15 protein-coding genes and 1 tRNA gene are annotated in these 16,217 nt (G+C 69.9%); 10 read left to right on the top strand and 6 right to left on the bottom strand.

Annotation, left to right across the window (positions count from 1 at the left end; genetic code table 11):
* A complete protein-coding gene (locus C5E07_RS16120) occupies positions 1-288 on the bottom strand; it encodes a GNAT family N-acetyltransferase (RefSeq protein ID WP_104244301.1) in 288 nt (95 codons plus the stop codon).
* Positions 289-435: 147 nt separating this feature from the next.
* Here C5E07_RS16120 and C5E07_RS16125 point away from each other — a divergent pair, with 147 nt between their 5' ends.
* Both C5E07_RS16125 and C5E07_RS16130 read left to right on the top strand, forming a co-directional pair.
* A complete protein-coding gene (locus C5E07_RS16125; RefSeq protein WP_104300578.1) occupies positions 436-1,368 on the top strand; it encodes a M15 family metallopeptidase in 933 nt (310 codons plus the stop codon).
* A 267-nt stretch (positions 1,369-1,635) separates the two neighbouring features.
* On the top strand, positions 1,636-3,960 hold the full coding sequence (locus tag C5E07_RS16130) for a hypothetical protein (RefSeq protein WP_104300580.1): 2,325 nt from the start codon (positions 1,636-1,638) through the stop codon (positions 3,958-3,960).
* A gap of 102 nt (positions 3,961-4,062) precedes the next feature.
* On the opposite strand, the gene pgm is transcribed toward C5E07_RS16130, so the two are convergent.
* Positions 4,063-5,691, bottom strand: a complete 1,629-nt coding sequence (gene pgm, locus C5E07_RS16135) for a phosphoglucomutase (alpha-D-glucose-1,6-bisphosphate-dependent) (protein ID WP_104300670.1) — start codon at positions 5,689-5,691, stop codon at positions 4,063-4,065.
* Positions 5,692-5,758: 67 nt separating this feature from the next.
* Here pgm and pheA point away from each other — a divergent pair, with 67 nt between their 5' ends.
* Complete coding sequence (gene pheA / locus C5E07_RS16140) at positions 5,759-6,706, top strand: prephenate dehydratase (RefSeq protein ID WP_104300583.1); 948 nt, start codon at positions 5,759-5,761, stop codon at positions 6,704-6,706.
* On the opposite strand, the gene C5E07_RS16145 is transcribed toward pheA, so the two are convergent.
* Positions 6,703-7,026 (bottom strand): DUF6907 domain-containing protein, encoded by a 324-nt coding sequence (locus tag C5E07_RS16145; protein ID WP_104300585.1) that lies wholly within the window; start codon positions 7,024-7,026, stop codon positions 6,703-6,705. The genes pheA and C5E07_RS16145 overlap by 4 nt on opposite strands.
* Before the next feature lie 245 nt (positions 7,027-7,271).
* Between C5E07_RS16145 and C5E07_RS16150 the strand changes: the two genes are divergently transcribed.
* Positions 7,272-7,598 (top strand): hypothetical protein, encoded by a 327-nt coding sequence (locus tag C5E07_RS16150; RefSeq protein ID WP_104300587.1) that lies wholly within the window; start codon positions 7,272-7,274, stop codon positions 7,596-7,598.
* On the opposite strand, the gene C5E07_RS16155 is transcribed toward C5E07_RS16150, so the two are convergent.
* The 3 genes from C5E07_RS16155 to C5E07_RS16165 all read right to left on the bottom strand — a co-directional run bounded on the left by C5E07_RS16155 (position 7,595) and on the right by C5E07_RS16165 (position 9,556).
* Positions 7,595-7,909, bottom strand: a complete 315-nt coding sequence (locus C5E07_RS16155) for a DUF6907 domain-containing protein (RefSeq protein WP_104300589.1) — start codon at positions 7,907-7,909, stop codon at positions 7,595-7,597. The two genes, C5E07_RS16150 and C5E07_RS16155, sit on opposite strands and share 4 nt — an antisense overlap.
* 67 nt (positions 7,910-7,976) lie before the next feature.
* Entirely contained in the window at positions 7,977-8,225 is a 249-nt protein-coding gene (locus C5E07_RS16160) for a helix-turn-helix domain-containing protein (RefSeq protein WP_104244315.1), read from the bottom strand.
* Between the two features lie 164 nt (positions 8,226-8,389).
* Positions 8,390-9,556 (bottom strand): diacylglycerol kinase family protein, encoded by a 1,167-nt coding sequence (locus tag C5E07_RS16165; protein ID WP_104244317.1) that lies wholly within the window; start codon positions 9,554-9,556, stop codon positions 8,390-8,392.
* A gap of 85 nt (positions 9,557-9,641) precedes the next feature.
* On the opposite strand from C5E07_RS16165, the gene serS reads away from it, so the two are divergent.
* The 6 genes from serS to C5E07_RS16195 all read left to right on the top strand — a co-directional run bounded on the left by serS (position 9,642) and on the right by C5E07_RS16195 (position 16,180).
* Positions 9,642-10,907: a serine--tRNA ligase gene (serS, locus tag C5E07_RS16170; RefSeq protein WP_104300591.1), complete on the top strand. Its 1,266-nt coding sequence runs from the start codon at positions 9,642-9,644 to the stop codon at positions 10,905-10,907.
* Positions 10,904-11,740, top strand: a complete 837-nt coding sequence (locus tag C5E07_RS16175) for an HAD family hydrolase (protein ID WP_194686498.1) — start codon at positions 10,904-10,906, stop codon at positions 11,738-11,740. Before serS ends, C5E07_RS16175 begins: the two co-directional genes overlap by 4 nt.
* Positions 11,741-11,748: 8 nt before the next feature.
* Positions 11,749-13,206 carry an LssY C-terminal domain-containing protein gene (locus tag C5E07_RS19235; protein WP_104342092.1) on the top strand — a complete coding sequence of 486 codons (1,458 nt, stop codon included), beginning with the start codon at positions 11,749-11,751 and terminating at the stop codon, positions 13,204-13,206.
* Between the two features lie 100 nt (positions 13,207-13,306).
* Positions 13,307-13,394: transfer RNA gene (locus C5E07_RS16185), tRNA-Ser, on the top strand.
* Between the two features lie 29 nt (positions 13,395-13,423).
* Positions 13,424-14,773 (top strand): LCP family protein, encoded by a 1,350-nt coding sequence (locus C5E07_RS16190; protein WP_104300593.1) that lies wholly within the window; start codon positions 13,424-13,426, stop codon positions 14,771-14,773.
* Between the two features lie 117 nt (positions 14,774-14,890).
* Entirely contained in the window at positions 14,891-16,180 is a 1,290-nt protein-coding gene (locus C5E07_RS16195) for an LCP family protein (RefSeq protein ID WP_104300595.1), read from the top strand.
* The last annotated feature ends 37 nt before the right edge of the window (positions 16,181-16,217 follow it).

Genomic DNA, 16,217 nt, shown 5'->3' on the forward strand with positions numbered 1-16,217 from the left:
TCAGCGAGTGGTGAGGGCCTGGAACTCGGGGTTCTTGCGGATGAACGAGGCGACGTACGGGCACTGCGGCACGATCGTGAGGGCCGACTGCTCGCCGAGGGCCGTGAGCGCCGCATCCGTCAGGACGGCGGCGAGACCCTGCCCCTGGTAGGCGGGGTCGACGACGGTGTGGTCGATGACGATCGCATCGGCCGTCGTGACGTAGCTCAGGTAGCCGAGTTCGTTGCCGTCGCCGTCGTTGAGGGCGAAGCGCGAGCGATCCTGCTGGTGCTGGACGGTGTTTGACATGGCCAGAGGGTACGCCGTGCCGCGAACAGCCACCTCGATGTCGGCTGTGCCAGTCCCGTGCGCCGCTCGCGGCGAGGCCGTCCCTCGTATCCGCGCCACTCGGCCAGCCCCTGGGGCGCGTGCGCAAGGCTGTGCGAGGGTTGACCGGTGACTGAGGAGCAGCAGGGCCAAGCACCCGACGATCAGGGGCGTCGTGCTGAGCGCGCTGAGCGGACGGAGCGCACCAAGCGGGGAGTCTCCGCGCGGGTTCGCCGCAACAGGAAGATCGCAGCGGCGGCGCTGGCCGTGGTCGTCCTGCTCGGCGGCGGCTTCGTCTACTGGGCGGTCACCGCGGCATCGAACGGGGATGCGAACGTGCCGACGATCGCATCCACGACGCCGCCCGCGACCCCATCTGCCTCGGCGACCTCGACACCGACGCCGGAGTCCACCCCGACGGCAGACCCCACCCCGACGGAGACGCAGCCCCCTGCGGCGGCCCTGAACATCACGGACCCCAACAGCATCACGGTGCTCGTCAACAAGCAGACCCCGCTTTCCCCGGCCGATTATGCGCCGGGCGATCTCGTGGCGATGTCCGACATCGGCGTCCCCTCCGCCAACGGCCACTCGCTCCGCTCGGAAGCGGCAACCGCAGTGCAGACCATGTTCGCGGCGGCCAGCGCCGAAGCCGGCCTCACCCTCGACATGACCAGCGGGTACCGCGACTACGGGCTGCAGACGGAGCTGTACACCGGCTACGTCGCCGAGTTGGGGCAGGAAGCCGCCGACCTCACCTCGGCCCGGCCCGGCTACAGCGAGCACCAGACGGGGCTCGCCGCAGACATCTCCTCACAGGGAGAGGGCTGCGTCCTCGAGCAGTGCTTCTCGACGACCGCCGGTGGGCAGTGGCTCGCTGCCAACGCGCACCGGTTCGGGTTCATCCTGCGCTTCCCCGACGGAGCCACCGCGACCACCGGATACGAGTTCGAGCCCTGGCACTACCGCTACGTGGGCGCCGAGACATCGGCCGCGATGCAGGCGGCCGGCGCGACGACGTACGAGGAATTCCTTGCCGCTCCCGCGGCACCGGGCTACTGAGAAGACGATGCTCGGTAGAGTTCTGCCAGAGCTTTGGAAGCAGAAGCACTCCAAGACCAGGAGGTCGAGATGGCAACGTGCCCCACGTGTGGTGCCGAAGCGCAGGTCGGACAGAGATTCTGTGCCGAGTGCGGTACCAAGCTGACGGTCGCGCGTCCTCGCGCCACTGAGGGCGAAGGCAGCAACGCGGCGCCTCGCCGTCCCGCGGATATCGGTGCTGGGGGGTTCCGCTGGAACGCCTCCGCGCCCACTCCGCCCTCCGAGGTGGTGGGTCGTGCTCGCGAGGAAGCGCAGCAGGCGGCTCCACCGTCGAGCGACGGCGACGACTTCTTCGCACGGTACCGGCCGAAGGCCGCGTCGCCGAGCGCACCGGAGGCTGACGACGACGAGGCTGACGACGCCGAGTCGGCTGCCCCGGAACCGCAGTCGTACCTCCGCTCGCGCCGCCGGTTCAACCCCGACCTGCGTGCCACGGGTGAGCGCGACATCGTCGCCCCGAACCCGGTCGCAGCTGAGCCCTTCTCTCCCCCGACCCCCGCGGTCCCGAGGAAGCCGGCCGTTCCCACAGCGGTCGAGCCCCCCGTCGAGGAGCCGACGCCCGCATCGACGCCTGCCGCGGCGGATGCTCCAGCGGCGCCGGGCGCTACGGGGCCGGTTCGCGACGCGTTCGCCTTCGAGCCGCCGACCACGGAGTTCGATGTGCTTCCCATGAGCACGCCGACGCGCGCCGCCGGTCCGACCGGATCCTCTGGCAGCGACGACGAGGCCCGAGGCCAGGTCCCGAGCTGGTTCTCCGGCCTCGAGGGCACTGGCGACCCGGCTCCCGTGGCCTCGGCACCCGCCGAACCCGCAGCACCCGCAGCACCCGCAGTCCCCGCTGCGCCAGTCGAGCCCGCAGCACCCCCTGCCGCAGTGCCGACAAGCGCGGCGCCGCAGTTCGGCCGCCCACCGGCGCAGGCCGAGGACTCCACGCCGGCAGCACCCGCGAACGCGGGGCCGCGCGAGGCCACGACGGCCGAGCCGCAGGCTCCCGCGAGCAGCCCCAGGATCCCGTCCTTCCGCGCCGACCCACCAGCTGCTCCCGCGCCGAGGGTGGTCCCGTCTTCGCCGCCGATGCCGGCGACCGGCGACCCCCTGCGGGGCGCATCCGCAGCCCCTGTCTTCCCGAGCGGGCCTGCAGTCGTGCCGGGCGAGCCGCCGCGCGCAGCACCCGCGGAGAGCAGCGCCTTCGATGAGCTCCTCGCCGGAGAGCGCAGCGACGGCAGCGTCCTGGACGACTCGGATCGCCCCATCGTCTCCCGCGACTTCGAGCAGACCGGCATCGTGCCGCTGCCCTCGCGAACCCGGGAGAGCTTCGGAGGCGCACGAGAGTCCGAGCGGCAGGATGCGGCCGATCTCTTCGGCGCGCCAGCCACGCCAGCTGCGCAGATCCCGCCAGCGCCATCCGCCCCGCAGGCGCCCCAGGCCCCACAGCCACCCGTGGCCGAGCACGCGCCAGACGCCGAACCGCGGACTCGCGCGCTGCCGCGACAGGGTGCGAGCCAGGAGTTCGACCACGCCCCTGCTGACGACCGCGATCGGCAGGCAGCCGCTGGCACCGCAGCTGCGACCGCCGCCGGAGCCGCAGTTGCTGGGGCTGCTCCATCACTGCCCTCCGAGCGAGGCACGACGCGGCCGCCGCGGTCCGACGATGGCCAGCGCGAAGAGGACCCGGCCAGGGAACTCCTCTCGAGCTGGTTCGACGAAGACGACGCAAGCGAGCAGCCGTCGGCGCCCGCATCCGCCGGAGCGCGCGCGTCTCGCCGGCCCGCTCAGGCCGCCACGGCGTCTGCCGCCCCGGCGGGAGCCCCGCCCAGGTCTCCCGCACCCACCTCCGCCGGACCGGTCGGCGACGGGCCAGACCTCGAGCCCTCCGACCGCAACCCGTTCGATCGGGTCGGGGCGGCCCTCGGCGGCGGCAACGGCGGTGGCGGCGGTCGCATGGGAGCGGCCGTCCGCGGCCTCGACAACCGCAACCGTCGCCGTCTCGGCGTCATCGCGCTCTCGGTGGTCGGCTCGATCCTGCTCATCCTGTCCGCCATCATGATCGGCAATGTCGTCGGCGCGAACCGCGACGAGCCGACAGCGAGTGAGACTGCGCAGGAACAGCCAGCGACCGAGGATCCGACGACGCCCGCCGTCCCCGCCGCCGTTGCCGACCCCAACTTCGCCCCGGTCACGTTCACGAGCGAGACCGGCAACATCCGCTGCCAGATCACCCCGGAGACGGGTGTCACCTGCCAGCAGTACACGGTTGGCTTCGAGGTCCCGGAACAGGCCTGCGAGGCGGGAGCGACGGGCGTCGTGGTCGGTCTCGACTCGAACGGCTACACGTTCCCCTGCCTCACGGACGACATCCCGACCGAGGGCGCCGTCGTACAGCCCTACGACTCACCCGTGGCGCTCGGCGAGTTCGTGTGCGAGATCACGTTCGAGACCGGCGTGACCTGCTTCAACGCATCTGGTGACATCGTCAGCGTCGAGTACTCGGCGGGAGTCGGTCAGGCCGGACGCCTGAGCGCGACGAACCCGACCCCAGCGGCAGGGCAGTAGCGGCCCGCACGGCACGACGAAGAACGCTGCCTGCGTCCGCACCTCCCGAGCTTGACCGGAGGTGCGAGACGCAGGCAGCGTTCTTCGTGCGAGGACGCGCTGCTAGGAGCCCAGCGCCGCGTCGACGATCGCCTTGGCCTCCGCCTGCACGAGCTTCAGGTGCTCTGGCCCCTTGAACGATTCGGCGTAGATCTTGTACACGTCCTCGGTGCCGGATGGGCGGGCGGCGAACCACGCGTTGGCGGTCGTGACCTTCACCCCGCCGATCGCCGCACCGTTGCCTGGGGCGTGGCTGAGGCGCGCCGTGATGGGGTCGCCGGCGACCTCGACCGCGGAGATGGCGTCGCCGTCGAGCTTGCCGAGCACGGACTTCTGCGCCGGCGTGGCCGGGGCGTCGACTCGCTCGTAGGCGGGGCGGCCGAACTCCGCGACGAGCTCCTCGTAGCGCTGCGACGGGGTCTTTCCCGTGACGGCGATGATCTCGGCCGCCAGGAGGGCGAGCAGGATGCCGTCCTTGTCGGTGGTCCAGACGGTGCCGTCCTTGCGGAGGAACGAGGCCCCTGCGGATTCCTCGCCGCCGAACACGATCGAGCCGTCGATGAGGCCGGGCACGAACCACTTGAAGCCGACGGGCACCTCGACGAGCGTGCGACCGAGCGAGGCGGCGACGAAGTCGATCATGGTGCTCGACACGAGCGTCTTGCCGATGCCTGCCGTCACCGACCATTCGGGGCGGTGCGCGCACAGGTAGTCGATGGCCACGGCCAGGTAGTGGTTGGGGTTCATGAGGCCCGCGTCCGGGGTGACGATGCCGTGGCGGTCCGCGTCTGCATCGTTCCCGGTCAGGATGTCGTAGTCGTGGCGGCGCGCGAGCACGGAGGCCATCGCGGACTGCGACGACGGGTCCATGCGGATCTTGCCGTCCCAGTCGAGCGTCATGAACGGCCAGCGCGCATCCACGTCCGGGTTCACGACGGTGAGATCGAGGTCGTACTCGTCTGCGATGGCCTGCCAGTAGCGCACGCTCGCGCCGCCAAGGGGGTCTGCGCCGATGCGCACGCCCTTGCGCTTGATGGCGTCGACGTCGATGATGTTCTTCAGGTCGCGCACGTAGTCGCCCTTGAAGTCGTGGCGGCCCACGTTGCTCGTGTCCGGAGTGCCGCGCTTCACACCGTCGAGGCCCGCTTCGATGAGCTCGTTCGCTCGATTCGCGATCCAGCCCGTCGCGTCGCTGTCAGCCGGCCCGCCGTGCGGGGGGTTGTACTTGAAGCCGCCGTCCTGGGGAGGGTTGTGGCTCGGGGTGACGACGATGCCGTCGGCCTGCTCGGTGTTGGCCGGGTCCGCGTTGTAGCGGATGATCGCGTGGGACAGCGCCGGGGTCGGCACCCATTCGTCGTCGAGGTCGGCGAGCACGGTGACGCCGTTGCCGACGAGCACCTCGAGGGCGCTGCGCTCGGCCGGCTCGCTGAGCCCGTGCGTGTCGCGGCCGATGAAGAGCGGACCCGTGATGCCCTGCGCCTCGCGATACTCGACGATGGCCTGCGTGATGGCGAGGATGTGGGTCTCGTTGAAGGACGAGGTGAGGCTCGAGCCGCGGTGGCCGCTCGTGCCGAACGCGACGCGTTGCGTCGAGACGGCGGGGTCGGGGATCTTCTCGGCGTACGCAGCGATGAGTGCGTCGAGATCGATGAGGTCAGATTCAAGGGCGAGGCTGCCAGCGCGATCGTGCATGTCCACAGTCTGGCACCGCGAGGTGTCTCGTGGGGAGGAAGTCGAGCATCGGCATAGGCTGATCTCCATGACCGAAGCCAGTGCCGTGCCAGATGAGCGAGAGACGTACTCCTACCTCGGGCCGGCGGGCACCTTCACGGAGGCTGCGCTCGGCCAGGTCGAGGCGGCCCGGGGGCAGATCTGGCGGCCGGTGAGCAACGTCGGCGAGGCGCTTGCCGACGTGACGACGGGGCGCAGCGTCGCGGCGATGATCGCGATCGAGAACAGCATCGAGGGTGGGGTCACGGCGTCGCAGGATGCGCTCGCCACGATTCCGGGGCTCCGGATCGCGGGGGAGTACGAGGTCTCCATCTCCTTCAGCCTCGTGGTGCGCCCCGGAACCCGTCTCGAGGATGTCCGCACCGTCTCCGCGCATCCGGTGGCGTACGGGCAGTGCCGGAGGTGGCTGCACGCCCACGTCCCGGGCCACGAGCACGTCGCCGCGAACTCGAACATCGCCAGCGTCAATGCGCTCTTCGATGAGCGGGGTGACATCGACGCCGCGATCGCGCCGCGGGGGGTCGAGGGCCGCTTCGACGTCTCGGTGCTCTCCGAGGACATCCAGGACAACAAGATGGCGCGCACGCGCTTCGCGCTCGTCAGCCTGAGCCGCGAGCTGCCCGCCAGGACGGGCGCCGACAAGACGAGCCTCATCGTGGAGCTGCCCGAGGAGTTCCCGGGATCGCTCATGGTCATGCTGGAGCAGTTCGCGACTCGCGGTGTGAACCTGTCGATGATCACCTCGCGTCCGCTGCCCGACCGCATCGGCTCCTATCGCTTCGTGCTCGACCTCGACGGCCACATCGACGATGCGAGGGTGGCGGATGCGCTGCTCGGGCTTCGCCGGTTCAGTCCGCACGTCATCTTCCTCGGCTCGTATCCGCGTGCCGACCGGAAGCCGGTCGTCGTCGACCCCAAGTGGGGCGACGAGCACTTCGGGGAAGCGGTCGACTGGCTGAACTCTCTGCGCGGCTAGCGCGAGCCGGGATCGGGACCGCAGCTCTCGAGCAGGCTCGCCGCGAGGCGTCGGGCGCTGTCGACGGTGATGTCGAGGACGGGCCCGCCGTGGAGGAGGAGTGCGAGCCACGAGACGCGCTCGTGTGCCTCCTGATGCTGCACGAGCACAAGCGGGTCGACCGCGAAGGCGTGCTGTCGCCCGCCGGGGGATTCGTGGTCGGGCCTTCGCGACACGACCGACACCTCGCGGCTGAGGCTGTAGTGCAGGGTCTCGTCGGTGTCGAGGTGCAGTGCGACGCACCATTCTGGGCATCGCTGCGTGCCGGATGTCGTGGTCATGCGCGGGGTCTCCCTGCTTGCGTGCGACGATGGCGCTCCCGGTCCGGCACAGCCGGGAGAGTCGTCGCGTGTGGCGTACTCGGTCTGTCCGGACACCGTAGAGGCGACCACCGACGTTTCGCGCCCGACCGGGCGCCCGGGTCCGCGTCGCGAGGTCCAGGTCCCGAGCGGTCGCCTCTGAGAGACTTGGGTGCCCGCCCCGGCCTGGGGTCGCGTGCATTCTCGTGTCTGGAGGAGAGACAGCCATGTCGCCCACCACTCAGCGCCTGAGGCGTCTGCTGCGCACCGCGTGCCTGCTCGTCGCAGCAGCCCTCGCCGCCGTGCTCGTCTCCTGGGAGCCCGCGACGGCGCACGCCATCGAGATCGGGACAGCTCAGACGGCGACCGTGCAGTCTGTTCCCCAGGCGGCCATCGTCACGATCGCGGTCCTCTCGACGCTCATCATCGTGCTGCTCATCGCCTTCGTCGTCTGGATGCGTCGGCGTGGGCACGCCGAGGACGCGGATGACGCGGACGCCGCGGGGAGCGACGGCGGCGTCGACTCGAACGAGGGAGTGTCAGACACGCGCTAGGCGCTGGTGTCCTTGGCGAGCGCCTGCAGGGTGCTGCCGAGGCGTGCGGCGCTGGCCGCGGTGAGGTCGAGGACGGCTGCCCCGTCGCGCAGGACCGCCACCCAGGTCTCCGATTCTCCCGCCTCCCGGTGCGTGACCAGCTCGAGCGTCGTCGGGGTGGCTGGGACCTCGGGTCGGAAGCGAAGCTCCGCGGAGGTCGGTCGCTGCAGGAGCTCGATGGCAAGACTCTCGCCGTAGTGCAGCGTCTCGCCGTCGAGGTGCAGCGAGACGCACCAGGTGGGGCAAAGGGTGGTGCCGGTGGGGTGCTTCATCGGTCGCTCCAGGTGTTCGCGAGTCAGCGGATTGGCGTCGAGCAGACCCGGATGCTGAGGCGTGGAGCTAGGCGACCGGCGGTGCCGTCGGCCCGGTGTCGCCTGCGTCGGCAAGGAGGTCCATCGGCGGCACGCCGAGGAGTTCCGCCATGCCCTCGAGAGTCTGCAGCGTGATGTTGCGCTCGCCGCGCTCGACGGATCCGATGTAGGTGCGGTGCAGCCCCACGACGTCGCCGAGCGCCTCCTGGCTGATACCGCGCGAGAGGCGGATTCGACGGATGTTCTTGCCCACGCTTCGCTGGAGTTCACCGACCATGCCCCAAATGATGGAATGCCGCTACTCATGAGTCTACAGAGTTATAAGTAGCATTCTCTGCCCCGAACGAACCAGGGTCAAGCGAAACGCGGCGGTCCGTGAGACAAGTGAGCTGCGGTACGCGCGGTCCGGGCCCCTCGATGCGGGGTTCGGGCGTGTCGTCCCTAGAGCGACGGCCGGCTCGGGCTGTTCTCAGGTCCGGTGATGCCGAGGCGACGCGCGAGGGTGCGGAGCCCCTCGTTCTCGGGCATGGGCTTCGGGGTGCGCACCGTGAGGCTGGCAGGCTCGATCCAGATGCGCGCAGCGGTGATCTGCCCCGCCGCATCCCCGTCGACCTCGAACTCCTCCGGGCCGGAGTCGAGGCGGAAGGTGACCTCCTCGACCTGCGCGTAGGTGAGGGCGCGCACGTGCTTTCGGCCCTCGAGGAGGATGCGCCTGCCGACATCGGTGCGCCGCATGATGCCGGACTGCACGACGAGGCGGCCGTAGATCTGCAGCCAGCCGATCAGGCCATTGGGGCGCATGATGGCGAGGTCGAGCCTGCCATCGTCGATCTCGGCGTCGGGCAGCAGGTGGAGCCCGCCCGGCATGAGCCCGCAGTTGCCGACCATGACGGTGGCCGCCCGGAGCGACCGCGCATGCGTCTTGCCGTCGACGCGGAGACGCAGGTGGAAGTTCGGTCCGTTGGCGACGGAGCGGGCGATGCCGCCGAGGTACGCGACCCAGCCGACCTTCTTCTTCAGGTCCTCCGAGGTATTCGCGATCATGCCGGCGTCGACGCCGACGCCGCCCATGACGGTGAACGCCATGCGCTCGCGGGTCTTGTCTTCGCGTTCGACGGCGGCCCAGCCGACGTCGATGCGCGCATCCACACCGCCGAAGGCGACTTCGACGGCTCGGGCGAGCGTCGTCATGGGGAGCGTCGAGGGCTTCGCGCCGGGTAGGAGAGTGGATGCGTTCTGCACCATCTCGGACACCGTGTCGGTCACGCCTCCCGCGACCTCGATGCCGATGTTGCGCGCGAGGAGGTTGCCGGTTCCGCCCGGGACCACGCCGAGTGCGACGTCCGTGCCCGCCAGGGTCTCGGCGACGAGTCGAACGGTTCCATCGCCCCCGGCGGCGATGACCATCGTCGCGCCAGCTTCGATGGCCTCCTTCGTCTGCCCGGCTCCGGGGTCGTCCGCGGTCGTCTCGAACCACAGGGGCTCCGGCCAGCCGTACCGTTCCGCGCTCTCGGCCGCGGCTGCGCGGAGGGCTTCTGTATCGACCTTCACTGGGTTGACGACGATGGCGGCGAGCTTGTCTGAACCCTGTCGGGCGGTATGCGGCATGCAGTGAGCCTAAGTCAGCGGCGGTGTGCGTCTGCGGCGAACGCGCTCCTCTGCTCGCGGCACCCTCGACGACTAGGCTTGGACCGTGATCGACGCCCAGCTTCTCCGTGACCAGCCCGACCTCCTCAAGCGCTCTCAGATCTCGCGCGGCAACGACCCCTCGACGGTCGATGCGGCGCTCGAGGCTGACGCTGCTCGCAGGTCTGCGATCTCCGAGTTCGAGCGGCTGCGCGCCGAGCAGAATGCCGCCTCCAAGCTGGTCGCGAAGGCCAGCAAGGAGGAGAAGCCGGCGATCCTCGCCTCGGTGAAGGACCTGGCGGTGAGCGTCAAGGCGGCGAGCCAGGCCGCGAACGAGGCGAGCGCGGCTGCGGATGCGGCCATCGGGCGCATCCAGAACGTCGTCATCGAGGGCGTGCCGGCTGGTGGCGAGGAGAACTTCGAGGTCCTCAAGACGGTGGGCGAGCGCCCGGCGTTCGACTTCGAGCCGCGCGATCATCTCGAGCTGGGGGAGCTGCTCGGGGCGATCGACATGCAGCGCGGGGCGAAGGTCTCCGGCGCTCGGTTCTACTTCCTGCGCGGCATCGGTGCCCGCCTCGAGCTGGCCCTCATGACGTATGCGCTCGATGTCGCGATCCGCAACGGCTTCGTGATGCTCACGACGCCGACGCTCGTGAAGCCGGAGATCATGCGCGGCACTGGCTTCCTCGGCGAGCACGCCGACGAGGTGTACCACCTGCAGGACGACGACCTCTACCTGACGGGCACCAGCGAGGTGGCGCTCGCGGGCTACCACTCCGACGAGATCATCGACATCGAGGCAGCGCCGATGCGCTACGCCGGCTGGTCGACCTGCTACCGCCGCGAGGCCGGTTCGCACGGCAAGGACACGCGCGGCATCATCCGCGTGCACCAGTTCAACAAGCTCGAGATGTTCGTCTATGCGAAGCCGGAGGACGCGGAGGCGGAGCACGAGCGGCTCCTCGGCTGGCAGGAGGAGGTGCTGCAGTCGCTCGGCCTGAGCTACCGCGTCATCGACACCGCCGCCGGCGACCTCGGCTCCTCGGCGGCTCGCAAGTTCGACGTCGAGGCGTGGGTTCCGACGCAGGATGCGTACCGCGAGCTCACCTCGACCTCGAACTGCACGACGTACCAGGCCCGTCGCCTGTCGACGAGGTATCGCACCGAGTCCGGCAAGACCGCGCCGGCGGCGACCCTCAACGGCACGCTCGCGACGACGCGCTGGCTCGTGGCGCTGCTCGAGACGCACCAGCGCGCCGACGGGTCGGTGGTCATCCCCGAGCCGCTGCGTCCCTACCTCGGCGGCCTCGAGGTCATGGAGCCCGTCAAGTGAGCGCGGTGAACCTGCCAGAGCAGGGCGCTGCGGGCGGGCGGATGCTCGTCGCGCTCGACATCGACGGCACGATCCTCGGCATCGACGGTGCGATCCCGGACGCGACGTTCGAGCAGGTTCGCCGGCTGCAGGCCGCGGGCCACGAGGTCATGCTCGCCACCGGCCGCAGCTGGGCGGACACGCGACCCATCGCCGAGCGGCTCGGCCTCGACTCGCAGTTCCACGTGTCCGCGAACGGCGCCATGACGCTCGAGCGCGACGCGGTCGCGCAGGGCGGGTACGCGACGCGCTGGATCGAGACGTTCGACCCCACCGAAGTGCTCGTCAGCCTGCGGGGAGCGCTGGAGAACGCGATGTTCGCGGTCGAGGACCCGCAGGGTGTGTTCAAGTACAGCGGGCACTTCCCCGACGGGAGCTTCGAGGCGCGCGGCGAGGAGGTTCCCTTCGAGGGGCTCCTCAACGCCGAGGCGACGCGACTTGTCGTCATCTCCCCTGACCATTCGATCGAGGAGTTCACGGCGGTCATCGAGCGTCTCGGTCTGCACGAGGTCAGCTACTCCGTCGGCTGGACCGCGTGGCTCGACATCGCGCCGGAGGGCGTCAACAAGGGGACAGCGCTCGAGCGGGTGCGCCGCGAGCTCGGCATCCCGATGGACCGGGTCGTGGTCGCCGGCGACGGGCGCAACGACATCGAGATGCTGCAGTGGGCGTCCAACGGCGGCACGGCCATCGCCATGGGCGACGCCCCGCAGGAGGTCATCGACGCTGGCACGGTGCTGGCGCCGGACTTCGCGCACGACGGACTCGGCGTGGCACTGAGCAGGCTCAGCTAGGCGACGGCATGACCGTCGACGTGCCGCGGAGGCGCCCGCTCGCCGCCATCGGCCAAGCGCTCGACGGCTTCTTCTTCGTCTTCGCGGGACTCGCCGCGATCTGGCTCGCGGTGCTCGTCGCCGACGACTCGTTCCAGGTCGGCTGGTGGGGGATCCTCCTGCTGCTCGCCTTCTGGGGCCTGCTCGCGTACCTCGTCCTGCCGCGCATCCACCGCATCCTGACGACCGTGTACGTGCCCGACTACTTCATCGGCAGGGCGCGGACCAGCGACGGCCTGCTCGGCGACCCCATCAACCTGGGGCTGCTCGGACACGAGGCCGAGCTGCATGATGCGATGCGCGCCGCCGGCTGGACGCGAGCCGACGACATCTCGCTGCGCACGAGCCTCGGCATCATCTCCTCGACGGTCACCCGCCGCAGCTATCACGAGGCGCCGGTCAGCCCGCTGTTCCTCTTCGGTCGGCAGCAGGACTTCGCGTACCAGCAGGAGGTCGCAGGCAACCCGGCGAAGCGGCATCACGTGCGCTTCTGGAAGTGCCCGGACGGCTGGCTGCTGCCCGGCGGCACCCGGGTCGACTGGCTCGCGGCCGGCACCTTCGACCGTGCTGTCGGCTTCTCGCTCTTCACGCTGCAGGTGACGCACAAGATCGACGCCGACACCGATATCGAGCGCGACCACATCGTCGCCACAGTGCTCGAGGGCACGCCTCGGGCGTCCGTCGCGGTGCTCAAGGACTTCTCGACGGGCTACCACTCGCGCAACGGCGGCGGCGACTCGATCCGCACCGACGGCAACCTGCCGGTGCTGCAGCTGCCGAGCACCTCCGATGCGCCGCTGACCGTCCCCGAGCCCGTGCTTCTGCCCTCGGCCAGCGGTGCTCCCGCAGATCGCCTCGAATCCGCTCCCCGCGACTCGACTCTCCCGGCGCGCTCGGTGCCATCGGCGCGCTCGACGAAGAAGCGTGCCGCCTTCGAGGCCATGAGCACCTCGAGCCCCGTCGAGAGCTCGGTCGCCGAGGAGGTGCGCCGGCATGGGCGCCCCATCACCATCACGTTCGGCGCGATCGTCGTCTTCGGTCGCGCGCTGCTCGCTCTGCTCTTCTTCGGCGTGCTGGCGCTCATCGGGCCGGACGGCATGCGCGAGGTGCTGACGGATGCCGAGCTCTCGGGGACGGACGCGACGGCCCTCGCGGAGCCGGCCTGGATCGCCAGCATGGTCGTGGGCGGGATCGTCGTCTCCTCGACGCTGCTGCTCGGCATCCTCGTGCTGCGTGGTGTGAACTGGGCCCGCATCACGCTGCTGCTCTACGCGGCCGGGTCGATCGCCCTGCAGTTCGGCGGCTGGTGGGCAGGAGATGAGGAAATCAGGTTCAGCACTACCCTCGCGTTCACCGCTCTGGATATCCTGTCCTTGCTGGCTCTGTCAGGGAAGCCGGCGCGTCAGTACTCGCGGCAGCGTCCGTGAGTCTGCGTCGAACGTCCGGGTAACCAGATATTTCACTTTCGGTTACCATGGACACGCGAAGAGCTCGAAAACGATACTGAATCGTTGTCTGAGCACTTCTGGAGGGCTGTCCGAGCGGCCGATGGAGCTGGTCTTGAAAACCAGTGGGCAGCAATGTCTCGTGGGTTCGAATCCCACGCCCTCCGCCACCAATCCCCTGACGTGAGGAACACCGCCTGTGACGCATCCCGGACCATCCCGCGCTCGGCGCGGCTACGTTCCGGGCAAGGGCGTGCAGGAGGAGACCCCGAAGGTGACCTCTGCGCGCCACGGCAAGCAGCACGTGACGACGCCCACGAACTCGGTCGTCAAGACCGGGACGATCGCCCTCTGCGTCGCACTCGTCAGCGTCATGTTCGTCGGTGCGCTCGCCTGGATCAACCTGCAGTCGAAGGTCACGACCTTCGACATCGCCGACCCGTCCGGCTCGGAGGAGCCGGCGAGCTTCGCCGAGATCGAGGGCGGCATCAACGTGCTGCTCGTCGGCAGTGACGACCGAACCGGTCAGGGCGCGGAGTTCGGCGAGGGAGAAGCCGACGCGGACGGCGTGCTCAACGACGTGAACATGCTGCTGCACATCGCGGAGGACCGCTCGAGTGCGTCCGTCGTCAGCATCCCGCGCGACACGATCGTGAACCAGCCGGCCTGCACCAACGACCAGGGCGTTGCAATGGAAGAGGCCTCCGAGGTCCCCATGAACAGCATCCTCGGCGAGGGCGGCATGAACTGCGTCGTGTCGACGGTCGAGGCGATGAGCGGCATCGAGATCCCCTACGCGGCGATGGTGAAGTTCCGCGGCGTCATCGAGATGTCGAACGCCGTCGGCGGCGTCGACGTGTGCGTCGCGAACGAGATCAGCGACGACTACGTCGGCCTGTACCTGCAGCCGGGCGACTACACGCTGCAGGGCGAGGATGCGCTGAAGTTCCTCCGCACCCGCCACGGCGTGGGCGACGGCAGCGACCTGACCCGCATCGCGAACCAGCAGGTGTTCCTGTCAGCGCTCATCCGCGAGGTGAAGAGCGCTGGAACGCTCACGAACCCCGTCAAGCTGTACGGCCTGGGCGTCGCGGCGACGCAGAACATGACCATGTCGAGCTCGCTGACCGACCCGAACACGCTCGTCAGCATGGCGATGGCGCTCTCGCAGGTGCCCCTCGACAAGATCACCTTCGTGCAGCTGCCGACCGCGGCGTACGACTCGGCGCGCGTGCAGCCACTCGAGCCGGACGCCTCCGCGATGTGGGAGCTGCTGCGCACCGACCAGTCGCTGGAGGTCGCGGGCGCGCCAGAGCCCACCGAGACGCCGGCTGACCCGAGCGCGACGGTCTCCATCGACCCGGCCACGGGCTGGGAGATCGACCCGACGACCGGCTTCCCCATCGACCCGGCGACGGGTATCCCCGTCGACCCCGCCACGGGGCTGCCGGTCGAGACGCCGCCGACGAGCGCCGTGCCGCAGCCCACGCTCGCGGGCCAGCGGGCCGACGAGGAGTCATGCTCCAACGCGAGCTCGTCGCTGTTCTGATCATCGACGCTTCCTGACCACCCGCGTCTGCTGGCATCCTGCGCGGGGTCAGGAGATCCATGTTCGCGCGCTCTATGCTGACGAACTCGACGTACGCTCCGGGGGAGGCCCGCACCTGTGACGACTTCTCGACGACGGGGAAGCAGCGCCCAGCGCTTCGACCGTGCCGGTGACGATGGCATCCTGCACCCGGATGCGCGGGGTGGGGTCGCCCAGCATGGCCGCCTGCCCGTCACCTCCGCCGCTCGCTCGCTCGGCAAGGGGCTGCTCGTCGCGCTCTCCGCGGCGCTCGTGAGCGTGCTCGCGATCGGCGGGATCGCAGCGGCGAACCTCGGCGGCAACCTGCAGCTGCTGCCGGACCCGGGCGGGGATGAGCCGCCCGTCGCGTTCGACGAGATCGAGGGCGGCTTCAACATCCTCCTCGTCGGCAGCGACGACCGCACGGGTCAGGGCGCCGAGTACGGGGAAGGCGACGAGGCGGCCTCCGGGGTGCTCAACGACGTGAACATGCTGCTGCACGTCTCGGCGGACCGCACGCACGCCTCCGTCGTCAGCATCCCTCGCGACACGATGGTCGACCAGCCGGCGTGCACCAACGACGAGGGGGTGCAGATGGAGGAGCGCTACGAGGTCCCCATGAACAGCATCCTCGGCGAGGGCGGCATGGGCTGCGTCGTCGAGACCGTCGAGGCGATGAGCGGCCTCGACATCCCGTACGCCGCGATGGTGCAGTTCCTCGGGGTCATCGAGATGTCGAACGCCGTCGGCGGCGTCGACGTGTGCGTGGCGAACGAGATCAGCGACGACTACGTCGGCCTCTACCTGCAGCCGGGCAACTACTCGCTGCAGGGCGAGGATGCGCTGAAGTTCCTCCGCACCCGCCACGGCGTGGGTGGCAGCGACCTGCAGCGCATCGCGAACCAGCAGGTGTTCCTCTCGTCCCTCATCCGCGAGGTGAAGAGCGCTGGCACGCTCGCGAACCCGACCAAGCTGTACGGACTCGGGGTCGCGGCGACGCAGAACATGAAGATGACGAAGTCGCTCGCGGACGTGCCGACCCTCATGGGCATGGCTACGGCGCTCAACAAGGTCGACCTGTCGAAGATCTCGTTCGTGCAGCTGCCGACAGGCGACTACGACGGTTCGCGGGTCATTCCGCTGGAGCCGGATGCGACGGCCATGTGGGAGCTGCTGGCGGCAGACCAGCCGCTGTCCGTGGCGGGCGCGCCGGGCGATGAGGGCGCGGTCGCCGACGACGGGACCGCCGGCGATGGCACGACCGGCGAGGACGCATCGACGGATGCGCCCGTCGACCCGAACGCCCCCGTCGCGACCCCCGCGCCCACCTTCGCGGGCCAGGCCGCCGACCAGGAGTCCTGCTCGAACCCGACGACCCTCTTCGGCTAGCTAGCGCCCGCGCCCGCGCCCTCCGCCCGCCCCCCTC

It is taken from the genome of Pseudoclavibacter sp. RFBJ3, from assembly GCF_002931375.1.
GTDB lineage: Bacteria > Actinomycetota > Actinomycetes > Actinomycetales > Microbacteriaceae > Pseudoclavibacter.

Coding starts and splice junctions, on each gene's coding strand:
- C5E07_RS16120 (WP_104244301.1), bottom strand. CDS start 288: ATGTCAAACACCGTCCAGCACCAGCAGGATCGCTCGCGCTTCGCCCTC.
- pgm (WP_104300670.1), bottom strand. CDS start 5,691: ATGCACGATCGCGCTGGCAGCCTCGCCCTTGAATCTGACCTCATCGAT.
- pheA (WP_104300583.1), top strand. CDS start 5,759: ATGACCGAAGCCAGTGCCGTGCCAGATGAGCGAGAGACGTACTCCTAC.
- C5E07_RS16145 (WP_104300585.1), bottom strand. CDS start 7,026: ATGACCACGACATCCGGCACGCAGCGATGCCCAGAATGGTGCGTCGCA.
- C5E07_RS16150 (WP_104300587.1), top strand. CDS start 7,272: ATGTCGCCCACCACTCAGCGCCTGAGGCGTCTGCTGCGCACCGCGTGC.
- C5E07_RS16155 (WP_104300589.1), bottom strand. CDS start 7,909: ATGAAGCACCCCACCGGCACCACCCTTTGCCCCACCTGGTGCGTCTCG.
- C5E07_RS16160 (WP_104244315.1), bottom strand. CDS start 8,225: ATGGTCGGTGAACTCCAGCGAAGCGTGGGCAAGAACATCCGTCGAATC.
- C5E07_RS16165 (WP_104244317.1), bottom strand. CDS start 9,556: ATGCCGCATACCGCCCGACAGGGTTCAGACAAGCTCGCCGCCATCGTC.
- C5E07_RS19235 (WP_104342092.1), top strand. CDS start 11,749: ATGACCGTCGACGTGCCGCGGAGGCGCCCGCTCGCCGCCATCGGCCAA.